At 60.5% G+C, this 22,761-nt stretch carries 22 protein-coding genes and 1 pseudogene; 11 read left to right on the top strand and 12 right to left on the bottom strand.

All coding sequences use genetic code 11. The features are described 5' to 3' along the window. Nucleotides 1-57 precede the first annotated feature (57 nt). The 8 genes and pseudogenes from pip (at nt 58) to BFP92_RS19940 (ending at nt 9,884) form a co-directional block, all read left to right on the top strand. Nucleotides 58-1,029, top strand: a complete 972-nt coding sequence (gene pip, locus BFP92_RS19975; RefSeq protein ID WP_056860643.1) for a prolyl aminopeptidase — start codon at nt 58-60, stop codon at nt 1,027-1,029. Then, nucleotides 1,026-1,463: a D-aminoacyl-tRNA deacylase gene (gene dtd / locus BFP92_RS19970; protein WP_065930779.1), complete on the top strand. Its 438-nt coding sequence runs from the start codon at nt 1,026-1,028 to the stop codon at nt 1,461-1,463. The genes pip and dtd overlap by 4 nt, the downstream gene beginning before the upstream one ends. A gap of 267 nt (nt 1,464-1,730) precedes the next feature. After that, nucleotides 1,731-3,476, top strand: a complete 1,746-nt coding sequence (locus tag BFP92_RS19965; protein WP_065930923.1) for a glucan biosynthesis protein G — start codon at nt 1,731-1,733, stop codon at nt 3,474-3,476. Next, nucleotides 3,469-6,113, top strand: a pseudogene (gene mdoH, locus BFP92_RS19960) (glucans biosynthesis glucosyltransferase MdoH). The gene BFP92_RS19965 and the pseudogene mdoH overlap by 8 nt, the downstream one beginning before the upstream one ends. A gap of 111 nt (nt 6,114-6,224) precedes the next feature. Next, nucleotides 6,225-7,025 carry a transporter substrate-binding domain-containing protein gene (locus tag BFP92_RS19955; protein WP_065930778.1) on the top strand — a complete coding sequence of 267 codons (801 nt, stop codon included), beginning with the start codon at nt 6,225-6,227 and terminating at the stop codon, nt 7,023-7,025. A 220-nt stretch (nt 7,026-7,245) separates the two neighbouring features. Next, nucleotides 7,246-8,043: a transporter substrate-binding domain-containing protein gene (locus BFP92_RS19950; protein WP_065930922.1), complete on the top strand. Its 798-nt coding sequence runs from the start codon at nt 7,246-7,248 to the stop codon at nt 8,041-8,043. Between the two features lie 154 nt (nt 8,044-8,197). After that, nucleotides 8,198-9,157 carry an amino acid ABC transporter permease gene (locus BFP92_RS19945; RefSeq protein WP_065930777.1) on the top strand — a complete coding sequence of 320 codons (960 nt, stop codon included), beginning with the start codon at nt 8,198-8,200 and terminating at the stop codon, nt 9,155-9,157. Next, nucleotides 9,150-9,884: an amino acid ABC transporter ATP-binding protein gene (locus BFP92_RS19940; RefSeq protein ID WP_017138597.1), complete on the top strand. Its 735-nt coding sequence runs from the start codon at nt 9,150-9,152 to the stop codon at nt 9,882-9,884. The genes BFP92_RS19945 and BFP92_RS19940 overlap by 8 nt, the downstream gene beginning before the upstream one ends. Nucleotides 9,885-9,951: 67 nt before the next feature. Here the strand turns inward: BFP92_RS19940 and BFP92_RS19935 are convergent, their stop codons facing one another. The 11 genes from BFP92_RS19935 to ubiE form a co-directional block, all read right to left on the bottom strand. Beyond that, nucleotides 9,952-11,859 carry a methyl-accepting chemotaxis protein gene (locus BFP92_RS19935; RefSeq protein ID WP_065930776.1) on the bottom strand — a complete coding sequence of 636 codons (1,908 nt, stop codon included), beginning with the start codon at nt 11,857-11,859 and terminating at the stop codon, nt 9,952-9,954. A gap of 137 nt (nt 11,860-11,996) precedes the next feature. Beyond that, nucleotides 11,997-13,913 carry a HAMP domain-containing methyl-accepting chemotaxis protein gene (locus tag BFP92_RS19930; protein WP_065930775.1) on the bottom strand — a complete coding sequence of 639 codons (1,917 nt, stop codon included), beginning with the start codon at nt 13,911-13,913 and terminating at the stop codon, nt 11,997-11,999. A gap of 198 nt (nt 13,914-14,111) precedes the next feature. Then, nucleotides 14,112-14,819, bottom strand: a complete 708-nt coding sequence (locus BFP92_RS19925; RefSeq protein ID WP_065930774.1) for a 16S rRNA (uracil(1498)-N(3))-methyltransferase — start codon at nt 14,817-14,819, stop codon at nt 14,112-14,114. After that, nucleotides 14,816-15,607 carry a twin-arginine translocase subunit TatC gene (tatC, locus tag BFP92_RS19920; RefSeq protein WP_065930773.1) on the bottom strand — a complete coding sequence of 264 codons (792 nt, stop codon included), beginning with the start codon at nt 15,605-15,607 and terminating at the stop codon, nt 14,816-14,818. Before tatC ends, BFP92_RS19925 begins: the two co-directional genes overlap by 4 nt. Further along, nucleotides 15,604-16,005, bottom strand: coding sequence for a Sec-independent protein translocase protein TatB (tatB, locus tag BFP92_RS19915; RefSeq protein ID WP_065930772.1), 402 nt, complete (start codon nt 16,003-16,005; stop codon nt 15,604-15,606). The genes tatC and tatB overlap by 4 nt, the downstream gene beginning before the upstream one ends. 10 nt (nt 16,006-16,015) lie before the next feature. Further along, a complete protein-coding gene (locus tag BFP92_RS19910; protein WP_056860633.1) occupies nt 16,016-16,294 on the bottom strand; it encodes a twin-arginine translocase TatA/TatE family subunit in 279 nt (92 codons plus the stop codon). A gap of 25 nt (nt 16,295-16,319) precedes the next feature. Further along, entirely contained in the window at nt 16,320-16,652 is a 333-nt protein-coding gene (locus tag BFP92_RS19905) for a phosphoribosyl-ATP diphosphatase (protein ID WP_017138590.1), read from the bottom strand. Nucleotides 16,653-16,654: 2 nt separating this feature from the next. Continuing rightward, a complete protein-coding gene (gene hisI, locus BFP92_RS19900) occupies nt 16,655-17,047 on the bottom strand; it encodes a phosphoribosyl-AMP cyclohydrolase (RefSeq protein ID WP_065930771.1) in 393 nt (130 codons plus the stop codon). Nucleotides 17,048-17,088: 41 nt separating this feature from the next. Further along, nucleotides 17,089-18,693 carry a ubiquinone biosynthesis regulatory protein kinase UbiB gene (ubiB, locus tag BFP92_RS19895; protein WP_065930770.1) on the bottom strand — a complete coding sequence of 535 codons (1,605 nt, stop codon included), beginning with the start codon at nt 18,691-18,693 and terminating at the stop codon, nt 17,089-17,091. Next, nucleotides 18,690-19,313, bottom strand: a complete 624-nt coding sequence (locus BFP92_RS19890; protein ID WP_065930769.1) for a ubiquinone biosynthesis accessory factor UbiJ — start codon at nt 19,311-19,313, stop codon at nt 18,690-18,692. Before BFP92_RS19890 ends, ubiB begins: the two co-directional genes overlap by 4 nt. After that, complete coding sequence (ubiE, locus tag BFP92_RS19885; protein ID WP_003171186.1) at nt 19,313-20,083, bottom strand: bifunctional demethylmenaquinone methyltransferase/2-methoxy-6-polyprenyl-1,4-benzoquinol methylase UbiE; 771 nt, start codon at nt 20,081-20,083, stop codon at nt 19,313-19,315. The genes BFP92_RS19890 and ubiE overlap by 1 nt, the downstream gene beginning before the upstream one ends. Nucleotides 20,084-20,228: 145 nt before the next feature. Here ubiE and BFP92_RS19880 point away from each other — a divergent pair, with 145 nt between their 5' ends. From BFP92_RS19880 to BFP92_RS19870, 3 genes are all read left to right on the top strand, one after another. Then, nucleotides 20,229-20,504 carry a polyhydroxyalkanoic acid system family protein gene (locus tag BFP92_RS19880; protein WP_017138585.1) on the top strand — a complete coding sequence of 92 codons (276 nt, stop codon included), beginning with the start codon at nt 20,229-20,231 and terminating at the stop codon, nt 20,502-20,504. Nucleotides 20,505-20,609: 105 nt separating this feature from the next. Beyond that, nucleotides 20,610-21,032 (top strand): phasin family protein, encoded by a 423-nt coding sequence (locus tag BFP92_RS19875; protein WP_065930768.1) that lies wholly within the window; start codon nt 20,610-20,612, stop codon nt 21,030-21,032. A gap of 12 nt (nt 21,033-21,044) precedes the next feature. Next, on the top strand, nt 21,045-22,013 hold the full coding sequence (locus tag BFP92_RS19870) for a phasin family protein (protein WP_065930767.1): 969 nt from the start codon (nt 21,045-21,047) through the stop codon (nt 22,011-22,013). Nucleotides 22,014-22,120: 107 nt separating this feature from the next. Here BFP92_RS19870 and BFP92_RS19865 read toward each other — a convergent pair whose 3' ends face one another. Further along, the gene (locus BFP92_RS19865) at nt 22,121-22,741 is read right to left on the bottom strand and encodes a TetR/AcrR family transcriptional regulator (protein ID WP_056860627.1); all 621 of its coding nucleotides are present in this window, start codon (nt 22,739-22,741) and stop codon (nt 22,121-22,123) included. Nucleotides 22,742-22,761: the final 20 nt, after the last annotated feature.

The following is a 22,761-nucleotide window of genomic DNA, read 5'->3' as shown; positions in this document are numbered from 1 at the left end:
CGGCAAGAATAATAGACGTCCCCTCAGGGATGAACCCGACACCCTATGGAGCGCGCAATGCAGACTTGGTACCCGCAGATCAAACCCTACGCCCGGCACGATCTGGCCGTCGATGACACCCACACGCTGTACGTCGATGAGAGTGGCTCCCCCGAAGGCTTGCCTGTCGTCTTCATCCACGGTGGCCCCGGCTCCGGTTGCGATGCCCAGAGCCGCTGCTATTTTGACCCGAACCTGTACCGCATCGTGACCTTCGACCAGCGTGGCTGCGGGCGTTCCACACCCCGCGCGAGTTTGGAGAACAACACCACCTGGGATCTGGTCGCCGACCTTGAGCGCATCCGCGAGCACCTGGGCATCGACAAATGGGTGCTGTTTGGCGGCTCCTGGGGCTCGACCCTGTCGCTGTCCTACGCACAAACCCACCCCGAGCGCGTGCATGGCCTGATCCTGCGCGGGATTTTCCTGGCCCGCCCGCAGGATATTCACTGGTTCTACCAGGAGGGCGCCAGCCGCATGTTCCCGGATTACTGGCAGGACTACCTTGCCCCGATCCCGGCGGACGAGCGCCACGACATGGTTGCCGCCTACCACAAGCGCCTCACCGGCAACGACCAGATCGCCCAGATGCACGCCGCCAAAGCCTGGTCCGGCTGGGAAGGGCGCATGCTCGGTCTGTGCCCGAGCCCGCAGCATGTCGAGCGTTTTTCCGAGCCGCAGCGCGCCCTGTCGATTGCGCGTATCGAGTGCCACTACTTTACTAACAACTCCTTCCTGGAGCCCAACCAGCTGATTCGCGATATGCACAAGATCGCCCATCTGCCTGGCGTCATCATCCATGGCCGCTACGATATGATCTGCCCGCTGGATAACGCCTGGGAGCTGCATCAGGCCTGGCCCAACAGTGAATTGCAGGTGATTCGCGAGGCCGGGCATGCCGCGTCCGAGCCCGGCATCACCGATGCATTGGTGCGCGCGACCGGCGAGATGGCACGGCGCCTGCTTGATCTGCCGCCAGAAGAAGCATGAAGGGCCTGTTACAACGGGTGCGTGGCGCCCGGGTTGAGGTTGAGGGCGAAGTCGTAGGCTCTATTGACCAGGGTTTGCTGGTGCTGGTGGCCGTCGAACCTTCAGATACGCCCGAGAGCGCCGACAAACTGCTGCACAAGCTGCTTAACTATCGGGTGTTCAGCGACGACGAGGGCAAGATGAACCTGTCGTTGAAGGATATCGGCGGCGGTTTGCTGCTGGTGTCGCAGTTCACCCTGGCGGCGGATACCAAAAGCGGGTTGCGGCCCAGCTTCTCCACTGCGGCCCCGCCGGCGCTGGGAGCGGCGCTTTTTGAGCACTTGTTGTTACAAGCGCAACAATTGCATGGCAAGGTGGCGTCAGGGCGTTTTGGCGCTGATATGCAGGTGCACTTGGTCAATGATGGCCCTGTGACATTCCTCTTACAGACATGAATGTATTAAAAACGACTTTAATGCCTAAAAACGCAGGGTTTCACTACAAATACTTCGTTGTCCCTGATGCGTTGTATCGCGGGCTACTAGATAATCGCGCGCTATGGGGATCAGCGTAAATTGGTCCATTTTTGACTTAGGTAGAGACTTGTCCGACAAACCATTGGGGAATCATTTTGCCCCAGGGGAGTCGGAACAATGCTCGCCAACCTGGCATATAGATAGCTGGCCGTTGGTTTTTTGATCTGTTTTCGGCGAGGGTTGCTCGTGATTGTTAGTCCCTGTAATGCACCAAAATTGTCTGCTAAGCGGTTACGAAACGCACTGGTAACGGGCTCTGCCCTGTTTTGCCTGTTCGGCGCGGGTCAACTGTGGGCATTCAGTCTGGATGATGTGTCGGCCAAGGCAAAAGAGCTGGCTGGGCAGAAATACGAAGCTCCGCGCAGCAATCTGCCTAACGAATTTCGCGAAATGAAATTCGCCGACTACCAGAAGATTCGTTTCCGCAACGAAAAAGCTGAGTGGGCCGATCAGAACACGCCGTTCAAGCTGTCCTTCTATCACCAGGGCATGCACTTCGACACGCCGGTGAAAATCAACGAAGTGACCGCCGACAGCGTCCAGGAAATCAAGTACGACCCAAGTCGTTTCGATTTCGGCGACGTGAAATTTGATCCTAAAGCCACCGAACAGCTGGGTTACGCCGGCTTCCGTGTGCTGTACCCGATCAACAAGGCCGACAAGCAAGACGAAATCATGACCATGCTCGGCGCCAGCTACTTCCGCGTCGTCGGCAAGGGCCAGTCCTATGGCCTGTCGGCCCGTGGCATGGCGATTGACACGGCATTGCCGTCCGGTGAAGAGTTCCCGCGTTTCACCGAGTTCTGGATCGAGCGCCCTAAACCGGGCGAGAAACAGCTGGTGATCTTCGCCCTGCTGGACTCACCGCGTGCCACCGGCGCCTATCGCCTGACCCTGCGTCCTGGCACCGACACCATTGTCGACGTCAAATCCCAGATGTTCCTGCGTGACAAGGTCAGCAAGCTGGGCATCGCCCCGCTTACCAGCATGTACCTGTTCGGCGCGAACCAGCCTTCCAAGGTGCTTAACTACCGCCGTGAGCTGCACGATTCCAGCGGCCTGTCGATCCATGCCGGCAATGGCGAGTGGATCTGGCGCCCACTGAACAACCCTAAACACCTGTCGGTCAGCAACTTCGCCGTCGAGAACCCGCGTGGTTTCGGCCTGCTGCAACGTGGCCGCGACTTCAGCCACTACGAAGACCTGGACGACAACTACGACAAGCGCCCAAGCGCCTGGATCGAGCCTGAAGGCGATTGGGGCAAGGGTTCTGTCGACCTGGTAGAGATTCCGACCGCCGACGAAACCAACGACAACATCGTTGCGTTCTGGAGCCCGGCCGAGCTGCCGAAAGTCGGCGAGCCGCTGGATGTCAGCTATCGCCTGCACTGGACCATGGACGAGAAAGACCTGCACCCGGCCGACAGCGCCTGGGTCAAGCAGACCTTGCGTTCCACCGGTGACGTGAAGCAATCCAACCTGATTCGCCAGCCTGACGGCAGCGTGGCCTACCTGGTGGACTTCGAGGGCCCGTCCCTGAAGAACCTGCCGCCGGATGCGCCAGTGCGCAGCCAGGTGAGCGTGGGTGACAACGCCGAAATCGTTGAAAACAGCGTGCGCTACAACGAGCACACCAAAGGCTGGCGCCTGACCCTGCGCATGAAGATCAAGGACGCAGGCAAGCCCACCGAAATGCGTGCCGCGCTGGTCGAAGACATCGTGAAAGCTGAGCCTGAGAAGGTCTCGACCCAGGTGCTCAAGGCCGACAAACTGCTGGCCAAGCAACACGAAAAACAGGCCAGGAAAGACGCCAAGGAAGCGAAAGACAAGGACGCCAAGCAGCCAGAGGCTGCCCCCGCCAATCCGGAGCCGGAAAAGACCGAACACGTCCTGACCGAAACCTGGAGCTATCAGTTGCCTGCCGATGAGTAATTCTCAAGCCACGCCAGAGACCCTGTCCGAGTACCTGGCGCACCTCCCGATGACCGCAGAGCAGCGCGCCGAACTGGCGGGCTGCACTTCCTTCAGCGAGCTGCACGAACGTCTGTCTTCGAAGACGTTCGACGCACCCACCGAGGCTGCCCAAGCCTCGGTCGGCCGCCGGTTGACGCTCAATACCGCCGAAGAGCTGCAAGACGCCGAGATGCTGGCGCTTGACGCCAACGGCCGGGTTTGCCTGAAGGCCACGCCGCCGATCCGTCGGACCAAAGTGGTGCCGGAGCCATGGCGTACCAATATCCTGGTGCGTGGTTGGCGCCGGATGACCGGTCGCACCAACCCTCCGGCGCCGCCGAAGGATGAGCGCGTATTGCCGGCAGCACGCTGGCGTACCGTGGGTTCGATCCGTCGCTATATCCTGCTGGTGCTGATGCTCGGCCAGACCATCGTTGCCGGCTGGTACATGAAAGGCATCATGCCGTACCAGGGCTGGTCGCTGGTCGACTTCGACGAAATCCGCAACCAGACCCTGCTGCAAACCGCTACCCAGGTACTGCCTTACGCCTTGCAAACCAGCATTCTGATCATGTTCGGGATTCTGTTCTGCTGGGTTTCGGCCGGCTTCTGGACCGCGCTGATGGGCTTCCTGGAGTTGCTGACTGGCCACGATAAATACCGGATCTCCGGTAAAAGTGCCGGTGACGAGCCGATTCCGAAGGACGCCCGCACCGCGCTGGTGATGCCGATCTGCAACGAAGACGTGCCGCGGGTATTTGCCGGCCTGCGCGCTACGTTCGAATCGGTGGCCGCCACGGGCGACCTGGACCGTTTCGATTTCTTCGTGCTCAGCGACAGTAACGAAGCCGATATCTGCATCGCCGAACAGCAAGCCTGGCTTGATGTGTGCCGCGAAGCCGGTGGTTTCGGCAAGATCTTCTATCGCCGCCGTCGCCGTCGCGTAAAGCGCAAGAGCGGCAACCTCGACGACTTCTGCCGTCGTTGGGGCGGTGAATACAAGTACATGGTGGTGCTCGACGCCGACAGCGTGATGAGCGGCGAATGCCTGACCAGCCTGGTGCGCTTGATGGAAGCCACGCCGGATGCCGGGATTATCCAGACCGCGCCGCGTGCGTCGGGCATGGACACTCTGTATGCGCGCATGCAGCAGTTCGCCACCCGCGTCTACGGCCCGCTGTTTACCGCTGGTCTGCACTTCTGGCAGCTGGGTGAATCCCACTACTGGGGTCACAACGCCATCATTCGTATGAAGCCGTTTATCGAGCACTGCGCCCTGGCGCCGTTGCCGGGTAAAGGTGCGTTTGCCGGTGCGATCCTCTCCCACGACTTCGTTGAAGCGGCGCTGATGCGCCGTGCCGGCTGGGGCGTGTGGATTGCTTACGACCTGCCGGGCAGCTACGAAGAACTGCCGCCGAACCTGCTGGATGAGCTCAAGCGTGACCGTCGCTGGTGCCACGGTAACCTGATGAACTTCCGCCTGTTCCTGGTCAAAGGCATGCACCCGGTGCACCGTGCGGTGTTCCTGACCGGCGTGATGTCCTACCTGTCGGCGCCGTTGTGGTTCTTCTTCCTGGTGCTGTCGACGGCATTGCTGGCAGTGAACACCTTGATGGAGCCGCAGTACTTCATGGCACCACGCCAGTTGTACCCGCTGTGGCCCCAATGGCACCCGGACAAGGCGGTGGCGCTGTTTTCCACCACCATCGTGCTGCTGTTCCTGCCTAAATTGCTCAGCATTATCCTGATCTGGGCCAAGGGCGCGAAAGAGTTCGGTGGCAAGTTCAAGGTGACCTTGTCGATGCTGCTGGAGATGCTGTTCTCCATGCTGCTGGCGCCGGTGCGCATGATCTTCCACACCCGTTTCGTGCTCGCCGCGTTCCTGGGCTGGGCGGCGACCTGGAACTCGCCGCAGCGTGACGACGATTCCACGCCATGGAGCGAGGCGGTCAAGCGTCACGGCCCGCAAACCCTGCTGGGCTTCCTGTGGGCGTTGTTGGTGGTGTGGTTGAACCCAAGCTTCCTGTGGTGGCTGATTCCGATCGTCGGCTCGCTGATGCTGTCGATTCCGGTGTCGGTGATCTCCAGCCGGGTCAAGCTGGGCCTCAAGTCTCGCGACGAGAGCCTGTTCCTGATCCCAGAGGAATACAACCCGCCGCAAGCCTTGCTGTCGACCGAGCAATACACCCACGAAAACCGTTGGCACGCCCTCAATGACGGGTTTGTGCGTTCGGTGGTCGACCCGCAGCAAAACGCCCTGGCCTGCGCCCTGGCGACCTCGCGTCACCGTGAGGCGGAGCCGATCGAACACTTGCGTCAGGAACGTGTGCGCCACGCGATGAAAGTCGGCCCCGCCGGCCTCAACAACGGCGAGCGCCTGGCATTGCTGAGTGACCCGGTAGCCTTGGCTCGCCTGCATCAGCAGGTGTGGAGTGAAGGTCATGCCGAGTGGCTCGGTGCCTGGCGTGCATCGGTGAAGGCTGATCCGCACGCGCCATTGCTGCCGCTGCAACCGCTGTCGTCCCAGGCCCAACCGGCCTGATTCCGACGCCCCCGAGGGCTCACCTCGGGGGCGTTAGATGCGCTGTTCCTACAGCGTTCAGAATATCCTCCTAATACCGCTAACCCCTTGTTATTTCGAAACAAAAGACCTTTGTTCGAAGCGTATTGCCGTGCCTGTCGCTGGGGTAGCATCGCCCCCAAATTGACTAGGTCGCAGGGGGTTTCATGATCAAAAGGTATTGTTCGGCGGTGCTGAGCGGCGTCATCGCATTGATTTACGCAGGCTGGTTGAGTGCTGGTGCCCTCGATGAGGCGGTTCGACGCGGTGTGCTTAAAGTCGGCACCACGCCCACCTATGTGCCCTTTGAAATGAAGGACAAGCAGGGCCGTATCGTTGGTTTTGAGGTCGACTTGCTGCAGGCGATGAGCCGCGCCTTGGGCGTCGAGCTTGAACTGGTCGCCGTGCCTTATACCGAGTTGCTGCCGGGGCTGATGGCGAAGAAGTTCGACCTGATCGGCAGCGGCATGACGGTGACGCAGGAGCGCAACCTCAAGCTGAATTTCAGCGACTCCTTTATCGTGGTCGGCCAGACCGTACTGCTGAACCCCAGCCTTGCCGGCAAGATTGCCAGCATCGAAGACCTCGACGAGGCGGGTTACCGCATCGCTGCGACTGAAGGCACCACCGGTGAAGCGGCTGCGCAGCGGTTTCTGGGCGCCGCGCACCTGAGCAGCTTCGCAACGCCCGAAGAGGGTGTGCGCCAGGTGGTGGAGGGCAAGGCCGACGCCTTTGTCCATGACGCGCCCTACAACCTGATCGCGATGACCAGGCCGGAAAACCATCGGCTCTTTGCCCTTGAGCAGCCGTTTACCTTTGAGCCCTTGGCGTTTGGGCTCAAAAAAGGCGACTACGACAGCCTCAATTGGATCAACCACTTCCTCAATCAAATTGCCCAGGATGGCACCTACGATCGGCTGCACGACAAGTGGTTCAAGGAAACCGACTGGATGGCGGAGATCGACTGAACGTCATAACTGCTTACACATCAATCAATTGCGGCGCTGTTGTGCTGATGTGTCTAGTGCCTGGGCTGTGCTGCACCGTTGTGGGGCTTTTCCGACATACGCCGATAACATTTACCCGTGAAACCTTTGTGACGGGCAACGAGTGGGTTAGGATCGCACCCCGAATTGGTGCAGCCCTTTTGCGCGCCGGCGTTATAAGAATCTTTCAGGGGACTTGATGATGAAAAAGTATCTTTCGATGCTGATGCTCGGCGTCACTGCGCTGGTCGCGGCCACTGCGGCGCATGCGGGCGCCATCGACGATGCGGTCAAGCGCGGCACGCTGAAAGTCGGCATGGACCCGACCTACATGCCGTTCGAAATGACCGACAAGCGCGGTGAAATCATCGGTTTTGAAGTCGACATCCTCAAGGCCATGGCCAAGTCCATGGGCGTCAAGCTGGAACTGGTATCCACCGGCTACGACGGCATTATCCCGGCCTTCCTGACCGGCAAGTTCGACATGATCGGCAGCGGCATGACCCTGACCCAGGAGCGCAATCTGCGCCTGAACTTCAGCGAACCCTTCATTGTGGTCGGCCAGACCCTGCTGATTCGTAAAGACCTGGAAGGCACCATCAAATCCTACAAAGATTTGAACGACGAGAAATACCGCCTGACCTCCAAGCTCGGCACCACCGGCGAGATGGTTGCCAGGAAGCTGATCTCCAAAGCCAAGTACCACGGCTATGACAACGAACAGGAAGGCGTGCTGGACGTGGTCAACGGCAAGGCCGATGCCTTTGTGTATGACGCGCCGTACAACGTGGTTGCCGAGAAGAAAGTCGGTAATGGCAAGCTGGTGTTCCTGGAAGAACCCTTCACCTTCGAGCCACTGGCGTTCGGCCTGAAAAAGGGCGATTTCGACAGCCTCAACTACATCAACAACTTCCTGCACCAGATCCGCAACGACGGCACCTACGATCGCATCCATGACAAGTGGTTCAAGAGCTCCGAGTGGCTCAAGGACATGGAATAAGCGCTGACACCGAGTCGATCGTTCCCACGCTCTGCGTGGGAATGCAGCCCGTGACGCTGCGCGTCACAAAGCGGACGCAGAGCGCCCAGTGAGGCATTCCCACGCAGAGCGTGGGAACGATCTCATGCCAGGCGATACATCTTCGGAAAGTGAAATGAAACAGAAAAAAGCCCAATGGCCCTGGCACCTGCTGACCGTGGTCGTGCTGGTCGGCCTGGCCGGCGCGTTGTACTACGCCACCTCGTTGATGTCCTACGAGTGGCGCTGGAACCGCGTGCCGCAGTACTTCGCCTATCAGGCCGAAACGTCCCAGCGCGCCGCCGACATCTCCACCGTCATTGAGCTGGTGCGCAAAGGCGACGTCGCCGAAGTCACCTTGCGCAACGACGCAGGCACCGAGCAAAAGCTGACCGTGGCCGACAACAGCCTGCAAGTGTCACGTGGCGACGACGTGGCCGAAGGCGATGTTATCGGCGTCACCCGGCATTGGGCGCTGGGCCCGTTGATGTGGGGTTTGTGGACGACCTTATGGTTGTCGGTGGTCTCCGGAATCCTGGGTTTGGCGATGGGTCTGGCAACCGGCTTATGCCGTCTGTCGAGCAACCCGACCTTGCGCGATCTGTCGACGATCTACGTCGAACTGGTGCGCGGTACGCCGCTATTGGTGCAAATCTTTATCTTCTACTTCTTCATCGGCACGGTGCTCAACCTGTCCCGCGAATTTGCCGGGATTGCCGCGCTGTCGCTGTTCACCGGCGCTTACGTGGCGGAAATCGTGCGCGCCGGTGTGCAGTCCATCACCCGTGGCCAGAACGAAGCCGCCCGCTCCCTGGGGTTGAGCGCCAGCCAGTCGATGCGCCACGTGGTGTTGCCGCAAGCGTTCAAGCGCGTGCTGCCGCCATTGGCCGGGCAATTTATCAGCCTGGTGAAAGACACCTCGCTGGTCTCGGTGATCGCGATTACCGAACTGCTTAAAAGCGGCCGCGAAGTGATCACCACCTCGTTCTCGCCCTTTGAAATCCTGTTCTGTGTGGCAGGCCTGTACCTGCTGATCAACCTGCCGCTGTCGAAAATGGCCAGCCGGCTTGAGCGGAGGCTCGCGCAAAGTGATTGAAGTCCGCGATCTGGTAAAAGTCTTCGACACCCGTGGCCAGGTAGTGCGCGCCGTGGACCACGTGACCACCCAAGTCGCCAAGGGCGAAGTGCTGGTGGTGATTGGCCCGTCAGGTTCGGGCAAGTCCACGTTCCTGCGCTGCCTTAACGGCCTGGAAGAATTCGACTCGGGCTCGGTGAGCATCGACGGCCTGCAACTGGCCGACCCGAAAACCGACGTGAATGCCTACCGCCGTGAAGTCGGCATGGTGTTCCAGCACTTCAATTTGTTCCCGCACATGACGGTGCTGGAAAACCTGTGCCTGGCGCAAAAAGTCGTGCGCAAGCGTGGCAAGCAAGAGCGTGAAGCCAAGGCCTTGGCGCTGCTGGAAAAGGTCGGTATTGCGCAGAAGGCCAACGAGTTCCCGTCGCGCCTGTCCGGTGGCCAGCAACAGCGGGTAGCCATTGCCCGCGCGTTGGCCATGGAGCCCAAGGTGATGCTGTTTGATGAGCCCACCTCGGCGCTGGACCCGGAAATGGTCGGCGAAGTGCTGGACGTGATGAAGACCCTGGCCCTGGAAGGCATGACGATGGTCTGCGTCACTCACGAGATGGGCTTTGCCCGTGAAGTGGCAGACCGCGTGCTGTTCTTCGACCACGGCAAATTGCTCGAAGATGCGGCCCCGGCCGAGTTCTTCGATGCACCGAAAGACCCGCGCGCCCAAGCCTTCCTGCGCCAGGTCCTCTAATGATCGTTCCCACGCTCCGCGTGGGAAAGCCTCCTAGGACGCTCCGCGTCCCGACGTTAGTGACGCCTCAAAGCCTGAATTTACCCACCAACGTCTGCAAATCCAGGCTCAACCGGGTCAACTGAGCGCTCGCCGCGGCTGTTTCCTCACTGGCCGCAGCGGTTTGTTCGGTGACATCCCGCACCTTCAACACACTGCGATTGATCTCTTCCGCCACTGCGCTTTGCTGCTCGGCAGCAGCGGCAATCTGCGGGTTCATTTCCTGGATGATCGACACGGTGCGCGCAATCGCGGCCAGGGCATCGCCCGCATCGCGGGTCAGGCCGACGCTGTTGTCGGTCAGGCTACGGCTGCTGTCCATGATGTCTGCGACCTGCTGGGTGCCGGTATTCAGGCCGAGGATCAAGCCTTCGATTTCTTCGGCAGATTCCTGGGTGCGCTGGGCCAGGCTGCGCACTTCGTCGGCGACTACCGCAAAACCCTGGCCGGCACTGCCCGCGCGCGCCGCTTCAATGGCTGCGTTCAGGGCCAGCAAGTTGGTTTGCTGGGACACTGACTTGATCACGTCGAGCACGCTGCCGATTTTCTGGCTTTCGTGTTGCAGCGCAATCATCGCCTGGCTCGAGCGCGCCATCTCATGGGCCAAGTGGCCGATTTGCTCCATCGCCTGGGTCACCACTTTTTCGCCGGCGCCAGCCTCCTGGTCCGCTTCATTGGCCGCCACGGACGCCTGCTCGGCGTGCCGGGCGACCTCCTGGGCAGTGGCGAGCATTTCATTCATTGCGGTGGCCACCTGATCGGTTTCCTCCTTCTGGTCGTTGACTCCGGCGCGAGTCTGTTCGGTGACGGCGGATAACTGCGTTGCGGCACTGGCGATCTGCCGGGTGCTGTCGCCGATACCGCTGATCAGGTTGCGCAAGTTGCGGGTCATTTGCCCGATGCTCTGCTGCAACTGGCCCAGCTCGTCGCGACGGTCCTCTTCAATGTCCCGGCTCAGGTCGCCGTCAGCAATACGGTGGGCGGCCGTAAGGATTGCGCGCAGAGGCACGACAACTTGCCGAGCGATCCACCAGGCGGCGAGTGCACCGAGCAGCAAGGCCGCCACGGTAACGCTCAGCAGCCGTGTGTGGGTCTGCTCGGCTTCGCTGTCACGCTTGGTGTTCTGATCCACGCTCAGTTGATGGCTTTGCTCACGCAAATCATTGAGCTGCTGTTCAAAGCGGTTTTGCAGGGTCTCGGTGTTGAGCTGTGCTTCCTTGAGCTTGGTCAATTGTTCGCGATAGTTGGCCAGGTCGGCTTTAAGCAGCGCCGCGTCGACGGGCAGTGCGGTTACCGCCGCTTGTGCCACATTCAGGGCGTCGAGTGCCTGAATAAGTGCCTCGGCATAGGCTTGCAGCGACTCCGCGGCCCAGGCCGGGCTCTGAGCGCGATCTTCGGCCTGCTCCATGGCCTGACGCAGGTTTTCGATGGCGTCCAAGGCTTTTTCGTCTTCCTGGTTGGGCAAATCGCTGGCGAACTGGGCGAGGCTGTCGCTGGCCTGCAGCGCGGTTTTCTTGAGGTCCGGGCGGATGCGCTCGCGTTGCTCGATCAATGCGGGCAAGTCCGCCAGCGCTGTCTTGAAGCTCGCCACCAAACGTGTCGCTTCCTGCAGTCGCTGCACGTCGGCCGGGTCGTTGAGGCGGCTTGAAAGGTCGGCCAGTCGCTGGTCGATCTTTTCGGTCTGCGCGTGCATTTTGGCCAGGCTGCTGGCGTCTGTCAGGGTGCGGTACACAATCCTGTCGGCGCGCATGGCCTCGGCGTCAAGGGCCAGTTGCCCAAGGGTCGTCAGGCTGTTTGAGCGATAAAGCACGTCTTTCAAGGCCTGCCAGCCGGTCGCGGCGATCAGGATGCTTAAGATCAACACTTGGCCGAAACCCAGTGCGAGTTTGAGACGGATGCTGGCGTTGACCAGCAAACGGGTCAGCCGAGGAAACATGGTGAACCTCCAAATCTGGGGAAGCATTTCGCAACAGCTGAAACGCTAAATCGATTCGAGGTCGTGGCGGGCTGATAACTACGTAGGAAATTTCATAAGTTGCGGCGGCCTTGATCCGGCCGCCGCGTAGGTGCGGGTCAGATGCGGAAACGCCCGACCAAAGACTGCAAGTAGATCCCCAGGCGTGCCAGTTCGGCACTCGAGGCGGCAGTTTCCTCGCTGGCCGAGGAGGTCTGTTCAGACACGTCGCGCACATTCAACACGCTGCGGTTGATCTCCTCGGCCACAGCGCTCTGTTGCTCGGCAGCAGTGGCAATCTGCGAGTTCATCGCCTGGATAGTCGAGACCGTACGCGTGATATTGCTCAGCGCGTTGCCGGCGCGGCGGGTCAGTTCGACGCTGCTGTCGGTGAGGCCACGGCTGTTGTCCATGATGGCCGCCACCTGCTGGGTGCCGTTTTGCAGGCCGACGATCAGTTCTTCGATCTCCTCGGTGGACTTCTGCGTGCGCTGGGCCAGGCTGCGCACCTCATCGGCCACCACCGCAAAGCCGCGACCGGCCTCACCGGCCCGCGCTGCTTCAATCGCCGCGTTCAGCGCCAGCAGGTTGGTTTGTTGTGCCACCGACTTGATCACATCGAGCACGCTGCCGATCTTGTCGCTTTCGCGCTTGAGGTCGCCCATGGCCACCGTGGAATGACCGACCTCGGTCGCCAGGCGCTCAATCTGCGCGATGGCTTCACCCACCACCTTGTCGCCTTCACGGGCTTGTTGGTCCGCCGCCACGGCAGCTTCGGAGGCTTCTTCGGCGTTGCGCGCCACTTCCTGCACGGTGGCGGCCATTTCGTTCATGGCGGTGGCCACTTGGTCGGTTTCGACCTTTTGGCTGTTAACCCCGGCGCTGGTCTGTTCGGTCACGGCCGACAGTTGTTCGGCAGCGCTGGCAATCTGGGTGACGCCGTCGCTGATACCGCCGATCAACTCGCGCAGGCCGACGGTCATGCTTTGCATGGCGCGTTGCAACTGGCCCAACTCGTCCTGGCGGGCGGAGTTGAGGTTATGGCTCAGATCGCCCGAGGCCACGCGCTCGGCGACTTGGAGGGTCTGGTTGAGCGGGATCACGATCTGGCGGGTGATGGCCCAGGCGGCGAAAATGCCGAAGATCAGCGCCAGCACGGTGGCCAGCAGCAACAGCTGTTTAGCGTGGGCGGCATCGGCATCGCGCACGGCGGTCTGGGAGGTGGTGAGTTTTTCGCTGTGCCCCAGCAGGATATCGCCCTGGGCGGTCATGATTTTCAGCGCGGCGGCGCTGGCCACCTGGGAGTCGCGGTACTGGCTGACGGCGGCGCGGTAGGCTTGCAGGGACACGCCGGCCTCTTGCAGGTTGGCCTGGTATTGCTCAGGCAGCTTGCCTTGCAGGTCGGTGATTTTCTTCAGGGCATTGTCGATGGCATCCAGGGCTGGTTGCTCGGCTTCGGTCTTGCCGCTGTAGGTATAACCGCGCACCTGGAAGCGCGACTGCTGGATCAGCTTGCTCAGGTCGACCACGCTGTTGAACTGCGTGACGCTGTCGCCTTGCAGCAGGGCCGCTTCGATTTCGTTGATCTTGGCCACGGCGTTGTCGGCAGTGTCACCGAGCTTGCTGCGTGCGCCCTCGCGCTTGAGGCCGGCCAGGACCATAGTGCCAAAGGCTTTTTTGTATTGGCCCAGGGCTTGCTGCTGTTGCTCGACCAGGGCTTTGTCGTCGGGTTGCTCGATCAGCGTTTCGGCGGTTTTGAGGCCATCGTCCAGTTGCTTCAGCAGGCTGTTGACGGCGTCGGTGCCTTGTTCGCCCCGGCGCATTTCAAAGTCCAGGCGCGCCAGGCGCAGGTCTTTGGTCAGGCCGTTGAGGCTGGAGATAAAGCCCAGCTTGTCGCCACGACTGGTCACGTCGCCCAAGCCGGTCCAACCGGTGAAGGTGGTCACCAGCGTCAGGATCAACACCAAGCCAAAGCCTATGCTCAGCTTGCGATTGACGCTCACATTCCCCAGTTTTTCGGCTAACCAACGATACATACTGCGATCTCCTTTGGAACAAGGCTTGGACTTATTCAGAGGCTATCGGCAGCGCAGGAAAATTCTGTAGGTGTTGATCGTTCCCACGCTCTGCGTGGGAATGCATCCCGGGACGCTCCGCTTCCAAGAGCGGACGCAGAGCGTCCCTGGCGGCATTCCCACGCGGAGCATGGGAATGATCGGGGTCTGTAGGTCGTGTCAGAACAACCGAGCGAGCAGGGCGGTCACGGCGGTTTCTACGCGCAGGATGCGTGTACCCAGTTGCACCGGTTGCAAGCCGGCCTTGGCCAACAGCTCCACTTCATAGGGAATCCAGCCGCCTTCGGGGCCAATGGCCAGGGTCACCGGCTCATCCAGCCCGCGTGGGCACGCCGGGTAATCGCCGGGATGGCCGATCAGGCCCAGAGTCCCAGCGGTCATGGCCGGCAGGCGGTCTTCGACGAACGGCTTGAAGCGTTTTTCGATAATGATCTCGGGCAGCACGGTATCGCGCGCCTGTTCCAGGCCGAGGATCAACTGCTCGCGAACCGCCTCAGGCTCCAGGAACGGGGTTTGCCAGAAGCTCTTTTCCACTCGGTAACTGTTGACCAGTACCACCTTCGGCACGCCCATCGCCGCCACGGTTTGCAGCACCCGGCGCAGCATCTTCGGGCGCGGCAGGGCCAGCAGCAGGGTCAGCGGCAGTTTGGTCGGTGGTGGCTGGTCGAAGCTCACTTGCAGCTCGGCTTCACCGGTTTCCAGGCGCAGCAGTTGCGCATTGCCCATCAGCCCGCCAATACGGCCGACCCGCAGGTTGTCGCCCACCACCGCGCGGTGGACTTCCTGCATATGCACCAGGCGCCGATCACGCAGGATCACCCGGTCGGCCGCGATAAAGTCGGCCTCCTCAAGCAACAGCAGGTTCACGGTTGCGTCGCTGGCGGCTGGTCGTCGTCGGCGGGTTGGTCATCCGGGTGTTCGCCGCGCTTGGTGATCAAGCTGCTGAACAGGATGCCGATCTCGAACAGCATCCACATCGGCACGGCCAGCAAGGTCTGCGAGAAAATGTCCGGCGGCGTAAGGATCATGCCCACCACGAAGCAGCCGATGATCACGTACGGGCGTACTTTTTTCAGGTATTTGACGTCGACCACGCCGATCCACACCAGCAACACCACGGCCACCGGAATTTCGAAGGCCACGCCAAAGGCGAAGAACAGCGTCATCACGAAGTCGAGGTAGCTGGTGATGTCGGTCATCATTTCCACGCCGGCCGGGGTGGCGGCGGCGAAGAACTTGAAGATCAGCGGGAACACCAGGAAATACGCGAAGGCCATGCCGGTGTAGAACAGCAGGATGCTCGACACCAGCAACGGTACCGCAATGCGCTTCTCATGCTTGTACAGGCCCGGCGCGATAAAGCCCCAGATCTGGTGCAGGATCACCGGGATCGCCAGGAACAGCGAGACCATCATGGTCAGCTTCAACGGCGTCAAAAACGGCGACGACACGTCGGTGGCGATCATTGTCGCGCCGGCCGGCAGGTACTGGCGCAAGGGCGTGGAGACGAAGGTGTAGATCTGCTGGGTAAAGGCGAACAGCCCGGCAAAGATGATGAAAATGGCCGCTACGCAACGCAGCAGGCGGGTCCGCAGCTCGGTGAGGTGCGAGACCAGCGGCATATGCTGGTCGTTTTCCGGTTTATCAGCGCTCATGGGGCTCGCGGCGGCAATGTAGGGTCATTGGGAGCGGGCGACGCCACGGGCGTCGGCGCTGGCTCAGTCGGGGCGGGCGCGGTTTGCGGTACTGCGGCGACCGGAGCAATGCTGTTTTCGGGCACAGGTTCGGCCGGTTTGGCGGGCTCCTGAACAGGCGACAGAATCTTGCGCGCCTCTTGCTCCAACGACAGGATATGTTCGTTGTGCAGCTGGCGGCGGATCTCGTCGGCGCCGATTTCCCGTTCAACTTCCTGTTTGATGGCGTTGAAACTGCGTTTCAGGCGCCCGATCCACAGGCCGGCCGTGCGTGCGGCACCGGGCAGGCGTTCCGGCCCCAGTACCAGCAAGGCCACGAGGCCGACGAGCAGCAGTTCAGAGAAGCTGATACCAAACATTAGTCAGTGCTCACGAGTCTTTGCGGGTCGGCTCTTGGACTTTCTCAGCCTGCACGTCGAAGGTACGACGCTCGGTGATCGGCTGGGTGGCCTGCGGGTGAACGGGCTGCGCCGGCGGCACTGGGTTGGCCATCGGGTCGGCCGGCTTTTCATCGTCGTTCATGGCTTTACGAAAGCCCTTGATCGACTCGCCCACGTCAGTGCCCAGGTTCTTGAGTTTCTTGGTGCCGAACACCAGTACCACGACCACCAGAATGACGATCCAGTGTTTCCAGTCAAAAATGCCCATGCTGCAATTCCTCTGTAAAAGTTATTCAGGCGGACGGGCGCGAGGCCTTTTCGGCGTGCCCGGACAGGCCGAAGCGACGGTCCAGTTCATCCAACACGGCCTGTGGGTGCTGCCCCAGTTGGGCGAGCATGACCAGGCTATGGAACCACAAGTCTGCGGTCTCGTAGATTACATCGCTGTAATCACCGCTGATTTGCGCATCTTTGGCGGCAATAATCGTCTCGATGGACTCTTCGCCAAGTTTTTCCAGAATCTTGTTCAAGCCCTTGTGGTAGAGGCTGGCGACATAGGAGCTGTCGGCATCCGCGCCTTTGCGGTCTTCCAGCACCTGGGCCACACGGTTGAGGGTATCGCTCATGTTCAGTGTCCTGCGGAGTAAATGGCGTGCGGGTCTTTGAGCACCGGTTCCACAACCTTCCACTCGCCGTTCTCGAACACGCGATAGAAGCAGCTGTGACGGCCGGTATGGCAGGCGATATCACCGATCTGCTCGACCTTCAGGATCACCACGTCGGCGTCACAGTCGATGCGCATCTCGTGCAGGGCCTGCACGTGCCCGGACTCTTCGCCCTTGCGCCACAGTTTGCCACGCGAACGTGACCAGTAAATGGCGCGCTGCTCAGTGGCGGTGAGGCTCAAGGCCTCGCGGTTCATCCAGGCCATCATCAATACGCGCCCGGTCTTGTAGTCCTGGGCAATGGCCGGCACCAGGCCGTCATTGTCCCACTTGATCTCGTCCAGCCAGTCTTTCATGTTCGGCTCCGGCAATTTGCGACAGTGTATAACCGGATCGGCTATCGGCGCACGATCAGATAAACACCCACGGCGACCATGATGCCCGCCGGCCAATGGCCCAATTGGTTCAGCGGCCCGCCAATCGCCAGCATCACGCCGCCGACCAAGTGGGCGGCGCCCAGCAGGCGCAGGAACCAGTCGTCCTTGCGCCTGTGCCACGGCGGCGCAGGGTCCTTGGCGTGGGGCTGGGACATGCGCTCCAGCAGGTCGCGGGTCATGTTGGCCAGGTGCGGCAGTTGTTCCATCTGGCTGTGCAGGTTGCCCAACAGGGTTTTCGGGCTGACGCGCTCGCGCATCCAGCGTTCCAGAAAGGGTTGCGCGGTGTTCCACAGGTCCAAGTCCGGGTACAGCTGGCGGCCCAGACCTTCGATATTGAGCAAGGTTTTTTGCAGCAGCACCAGCTGTGGTTGCACTTCCATGTTGAAGCGCCGCGCAGTCTGGAACAGGCGCATCAGCACCTGGCCGAAGGAAATATCTTTTAACGGTTTTTCAAAGATCGGCTCGCACACGGTGCGGATCGCCGCTTCGAATTCGTTGAGCTTGGTTTCGGCCGGCACCCAACCCGAATCAATGTGCAATTGCGCCACGCGGCGGTAGTCACGTTTGAAGAAGGCGAACAGGTTACGCGCCAGGTAATCCTGGTCTTCAGGGGTCAGGCTGCCGACGATGCCGCAGTCGATCGCAATGTACTGCGGGCTCCACGGGTTGACGGTGCTGACGAAAATGTTGCCCGGGTGCATGTCGGCGTGGAAGAAACTGTCGCGGAACACCTGGGTGAAGAAGATCTCCACACCGCGCTCGGCGAGCATCTTCATGTCGGTGCGCTGGTCGGCCAGGGTCGCGAGGTCGGTGACCTGCACGCCGTAGATGCGCTCCATCACCAGCACTTTGGGGCGGCACCAGTCCCAATACACTTGGGGCACATACAGCAGCGCTGAACCTTCGAAGTTGCGCTTGAGCTGGCTGGCGTTGGCCGCTTCACGCAGCAGGTCGAGTTCGTCGTAGATGGTTTTTTCGTAGTCGGCGACCACGTCCACCGGGTGCAGCAGGCGCGCATCGGCGGAGAAGCGTTCGGCGGCGCGGGCGAGGATAAACAGCCACGCCAGGTCCTGGCCGATGATCGGCTTGAGGCCGGGGCGAATCACCTTCACCACCACTTCTTCGCCGGTCTTCAATTGTGCGGCGTGCACTTGGGCGACCGAGGCCGAGGCCAGCGGCTCGACGTCGAAACGGCTGAACACCTCGCTGATCTTCTTGCCCAGCTGTTCTTCGATCAGCTTCATCGACTGTTGCGAGTCGAAGGGCGGCACGCGGTCCTGCAACAGCATCAGCTCGTCGGCAATGTCTTCGGGCAGCAGGTCGCGGCGCGTGGAGAGGATCTGCCCGAACTTGATAAAGATCGGCCCCAGGTCCTGCAACGCCAGGCGCAGGCGCGCGCCACGGCTCAACGCCAGCGGTTTGCGCGGGAACCAGCGCCACGGCAACACATAACGCACGGCCAGCAAAAACCACGGCAACGGCAAGGCGAACAGCAGGTCATCGAGGCGGTAGCGGATTACGACGCGCTGGATACGAAACAAACGGCGGACGGCGAGCAGCTTCATGCGTTATCGCTTGGATCAAGGGAACGGCTCAGGCGCTCGAAGCGTGCCTCAAGGCGTTCCAGGTCGATTTTGGCCTTGTCGAGTTCGCGAAAGCGCGCTTGCGCTTCCCGATCTCCGACCAGGGTGCGCGATTCTTCGCTCAGGTATTCGGCAAGGTTCTGGTTGAGGCTGGCGAACCCTTGCTGGTACCAGCGCGAGCGGCTGCGCAGGTGCCCGCTGATCAACTGGGTGGCCACCGGGCCGATCCAGCGTGACAGCTCGTATTCCCAATCCAGTTCCAGGTCTTGCAGCACGGCGGCCAGGTCCATCAGTACCGCGCTGTCGCCTTCCAGCTCCACGTCGGGGCTGTGCAGGATCGCGGTCTTGTTGCGGCTCAGCGCCAGGTGCAACAGGCTCGAGGCGGGTGCGCGCAGGGTGCAGTCGGCCTCGGCGGCCCAATCGCCGGCGAGCAGCAGGCCTTCATCGCTGGGCAGGATATACAGCTGCAGGGCGGGGCTGGTGCAATCGACGGCAATAACCTTGCCGTTCAGGTGCGCAAGCCGCGCCAGGGCGGTGCTGTCCAGGCGCAGAACACGGTTGATGCCATGTTCGACGCTGGCGAGGAGGCCTGCGAACAGCATCAGGGCTTGATGCCGCGGTGCAGGGCGACGATGCCCGAGGTCATGTTGTGGTAGGTCACGCGGTCGAAACCGGCCTCCACCATCATCGACTTCAGGGTTTCCTGGTCGGGGTGCATGCGGATCGATTCGGCCAGGTAGCGATAGCTCTCGGCGTCATTGGTGATCAGCTTGCCCATCAACGGCATGAAGGCGAACGAGTAGGTGTCGTAGACCTTGGACATCAGCGCGTTGGTCGGCTTGGAGAACTCCAGCACCAACAGGCGGCCGCCCGGTTTGAGTACGCGCAGCATCGAGCGGATCGCGTCCTCTTTATGGGTCACGTTACGCAGGCCGAAGGCGATGGTCACGCAGTCGAAATGGTTGTCCGGGAACGGCAGCTTTTCAGCGTCGGCCTGCACGAACTCGATATTGCCGGCCACGCCTTTATCCAGCAGGCGATCACGGCCGACCTTGAGCATCGAACCGTTGATGTCCGCCAGCACGACCTGGCCGGTCGGGCCGACCAGCTTGGAGAACTTGGCCGCCAGATCGCCGGTGCCGCCGGCGATGTCGAGCACGCGGTTGCCGGTGCGTACACCCGACAACTCGATGGTGAAGCGCTTCCACAGGCGGTGCATGCCGCCCGAGAGCACGTCGTTCATCAGGTCGTACTTGGCCGCAACGGAGTGGAACACCTCAGCGACTTTTTCCGCTTTCTGGCTTTCCGGAACGTTCTTGAAGCCGAAGTGAGTGGTGGGTTCGGCATCGCTGCCTTTGCGCTGATCAGTCATATCGCTGTCACCAAAAGAGAATGCGGGACATGATAATCCCCACCGCCTGCTTTGTCTTGGCAAGGCTGAAGGTAAGATAGGTGTTCATCGAGACCTTTTGCCGCATGGCAGGTGTTCTGAGTCGATATAAAGAGGAGTCATTGCAATGGCCCGTATTACCGTTGAGCGTGCACATTCCCTGGGTAAAGAAGGCGCACGCGCGAAGGCCGAGAAGTTGGCGCACAAACTCAAGGAGCAATATGGCCTTGAGTCATCGTGGTCGGGCGATAGCCTGAACCTCAAGCGTTCCGGGGTTAAAGGCACGGTGTTAGTCGCCGATGAATCGCTGCGCATTGACGTTGAATTGGGCCTGTTGATGTCGGCCATGAGTGGCACCATCAAGTCTGAAATCGAGAAAGCCCTGGATAAGGCGCTGGCTTGATCGATGTGTTCTTAGGGTGCCGATTCTAATTTTCCAGCCTACTTTGTGCCCAAGCCCTCAACTCCTGCGGGCCGTTCCTCGACCCTGATCTGCGTGAGGTGCACCATGGCCAAAGTTATTTTGAAGAAAAAAATCGACCTTCAGTCCACTGCCCTGAGTGACGTTAAAAGCTACGCCCGCAAGATCTGGCTGGCAGGACTTGGCGCCTATGCCAAGGTCGGCAGCGAAGGCAGCGAGTACTTCAAAGAGCTGGTTAAGACCGGTCAACATGTTGAAAGTAAAGGCAAAAAAGTTGTGGTTGAACAACTTGATGCCGCCAACAGTCAGATTGACCAAGTAAAGAGTAATGTCTCCAGCGTCAGAGGTGTGGTTGAAGTTCAACTGGATAAAGTTGAAAAAGCTTTTGACACGCGTGTTGCAAGTGCCTTGAATCGAATCGGCATTGCGTCTAAACATGACGTGGAGACACTCTCTGCTAAGCTCGAAGAGCTGACGACATTGCTAGAACGTGTCGCGCGTAAACACTAAGGAGACATCGGGATGGCTGTTAAAAAGACTACTCAGAAAGAAGGCAGCTCGTGGATCGGGGAGGTTGAAAAATATTCCCGTAAGATCTGGCTTGCTGGTTTAGGCGTGTACTCGAAGGTTAGCAGTGACGGCGGCAAATACTTCGAGACATTGGTCAAGGACGGCGAAAAGGCCGAGAAGTTGACCAAGACCACGGTTGGTAAAAAAGTTGAAGCGGCCAAGGCCTCTGCCGGCTCCGCCAAGTCGAGCATTTCTGACACCTGGGGCAAGTTGGAAGAAACTTTCGACAAGCGTCTCAACAGTGCCATTTCGCGACTGGGCGTGCCCAGCAAAGCGGAACTGAAGACGCTGCACAGCAAGGTCGATACCCTGACCAGGCAAATCGAAAAACTCACCGGCGCTAAAGTGGCTCCAGCCAAAACCGCCGCCGCTAAACCGGCTGCCAAGCCTGCGGCTAAAACCGCGGCGGCTAAACCGGCTGCTAAAACCGCTGCCAAGCCTTTGGTAAAAGCGGCGGCCAAGCCAGCTGCGAAACCTGCGGCCAAGGCCCCGGCTAAAGCTGCGGCAAAACCGGCTGCAAAAACTGCGGCTGCCAAACCGGCCGCCAAGCCTGCAGCAAAACCCGTGGCCGCTAAAGCCGCTGCCAAGCCTGCGGCTAAGCCAGCGGCCAAAGCGGCAGCGAAACCAGCGGCCAAGCCTGCGGCTAAAACCGCTGCTGCGAAACCTGCTGCCAAGCCAGCCGCTAAAGCTGCTGCCAAGCCTGCAGCAAAACCAGTGGCTGCCAAGCCTGCGGCAAAACCTGCCGCCGCGAAGAAGCCAGCAGCTGCCAAGAAGCCTGCAGCGTCCAAGCCTGCTGTTGCGGCCAAGCCTGCAACCCCAGCGCCAACCGCGTCGACAGCCAATTCGGTGTCCGCGCCGACCCATGCTGCTACCGCCCCGACTGCAACGCCGGTAACTCCGACGCCATCCAGTCAGTCCTGATTTTTTCAGGGCACAAAAAACGCCCGGCCTGTGAAGGTCGGGCGTTTTTTTGCACTCTCTCAAGAACATTTAAGGCCAAATGTGGGAGCGGGCTTGCTCCCACATTTTTAATCCGCGTCATCCAGGTATTTGAGCGCAAACCGCTCAGTCGCCTGCCGCGCCGGCAATAGCAGGTGCGGCGCCACCAGCATCATGACCTGGTACACCACCACCCGCACCTCGCCCTCACGGTCGAGAATCCGCTGGTAGTCCAGGGAAAACAGCAGGGTCATGGTGATCTGTTCCACCAATTGCCCCAATGCCTGGGTGTCACTGACCAACTGCCCCGCTGCCTTCAAGCGCGCAAGCAGTGAAGCCAGGGTGCGCTTGAGCGCCGTGAGCAAGTTGCGAATGCCCTTGGCCAGCTTGGGCAGGCGCCCGGCCAGGTTCGACAGGTCCTGGAACAGGAACCGGTAATGGGCCATGCGCTCGATGATCAGGTGCAGGAACAGCCAGTAATCTTCGGGTTTGAGTTGCGCATCCGCCGGCGGGTCGAGCAGGGGCGCCAGTTCATTCTGGAAGCGCTCGAACAACCCGAGCACCAACGGCTCCTTGCCATGGAAGTGGTAGTAGAGGTTGCCGGGGCTGATCCCCATTTCATTCGCCACCTCCATGGTCGACACGTTCGGTTCGCCCTTGTGGTTGAACAACTGCAGGGCACATTCAAGGATACGGTCGCGGGTCTTCATCCAGTCTTCTTAATCTTATC

It is taken from the genome of Pseudomonas sp. 58 R 3 (assembly GCF_900006605.1).
In the GTDB taxonomy this organism is placed as follows: domain Bacteria; phylum Pseudomonadota; class Gammaproteobacteria; order Pseudomonadales; family Pseudomonadaceae; genus Aquipseudomonas; species Aquipseudomonas salomonii.
This window is presented reverse-complemented; position numbering and strand designations above follow the sequence as displayed.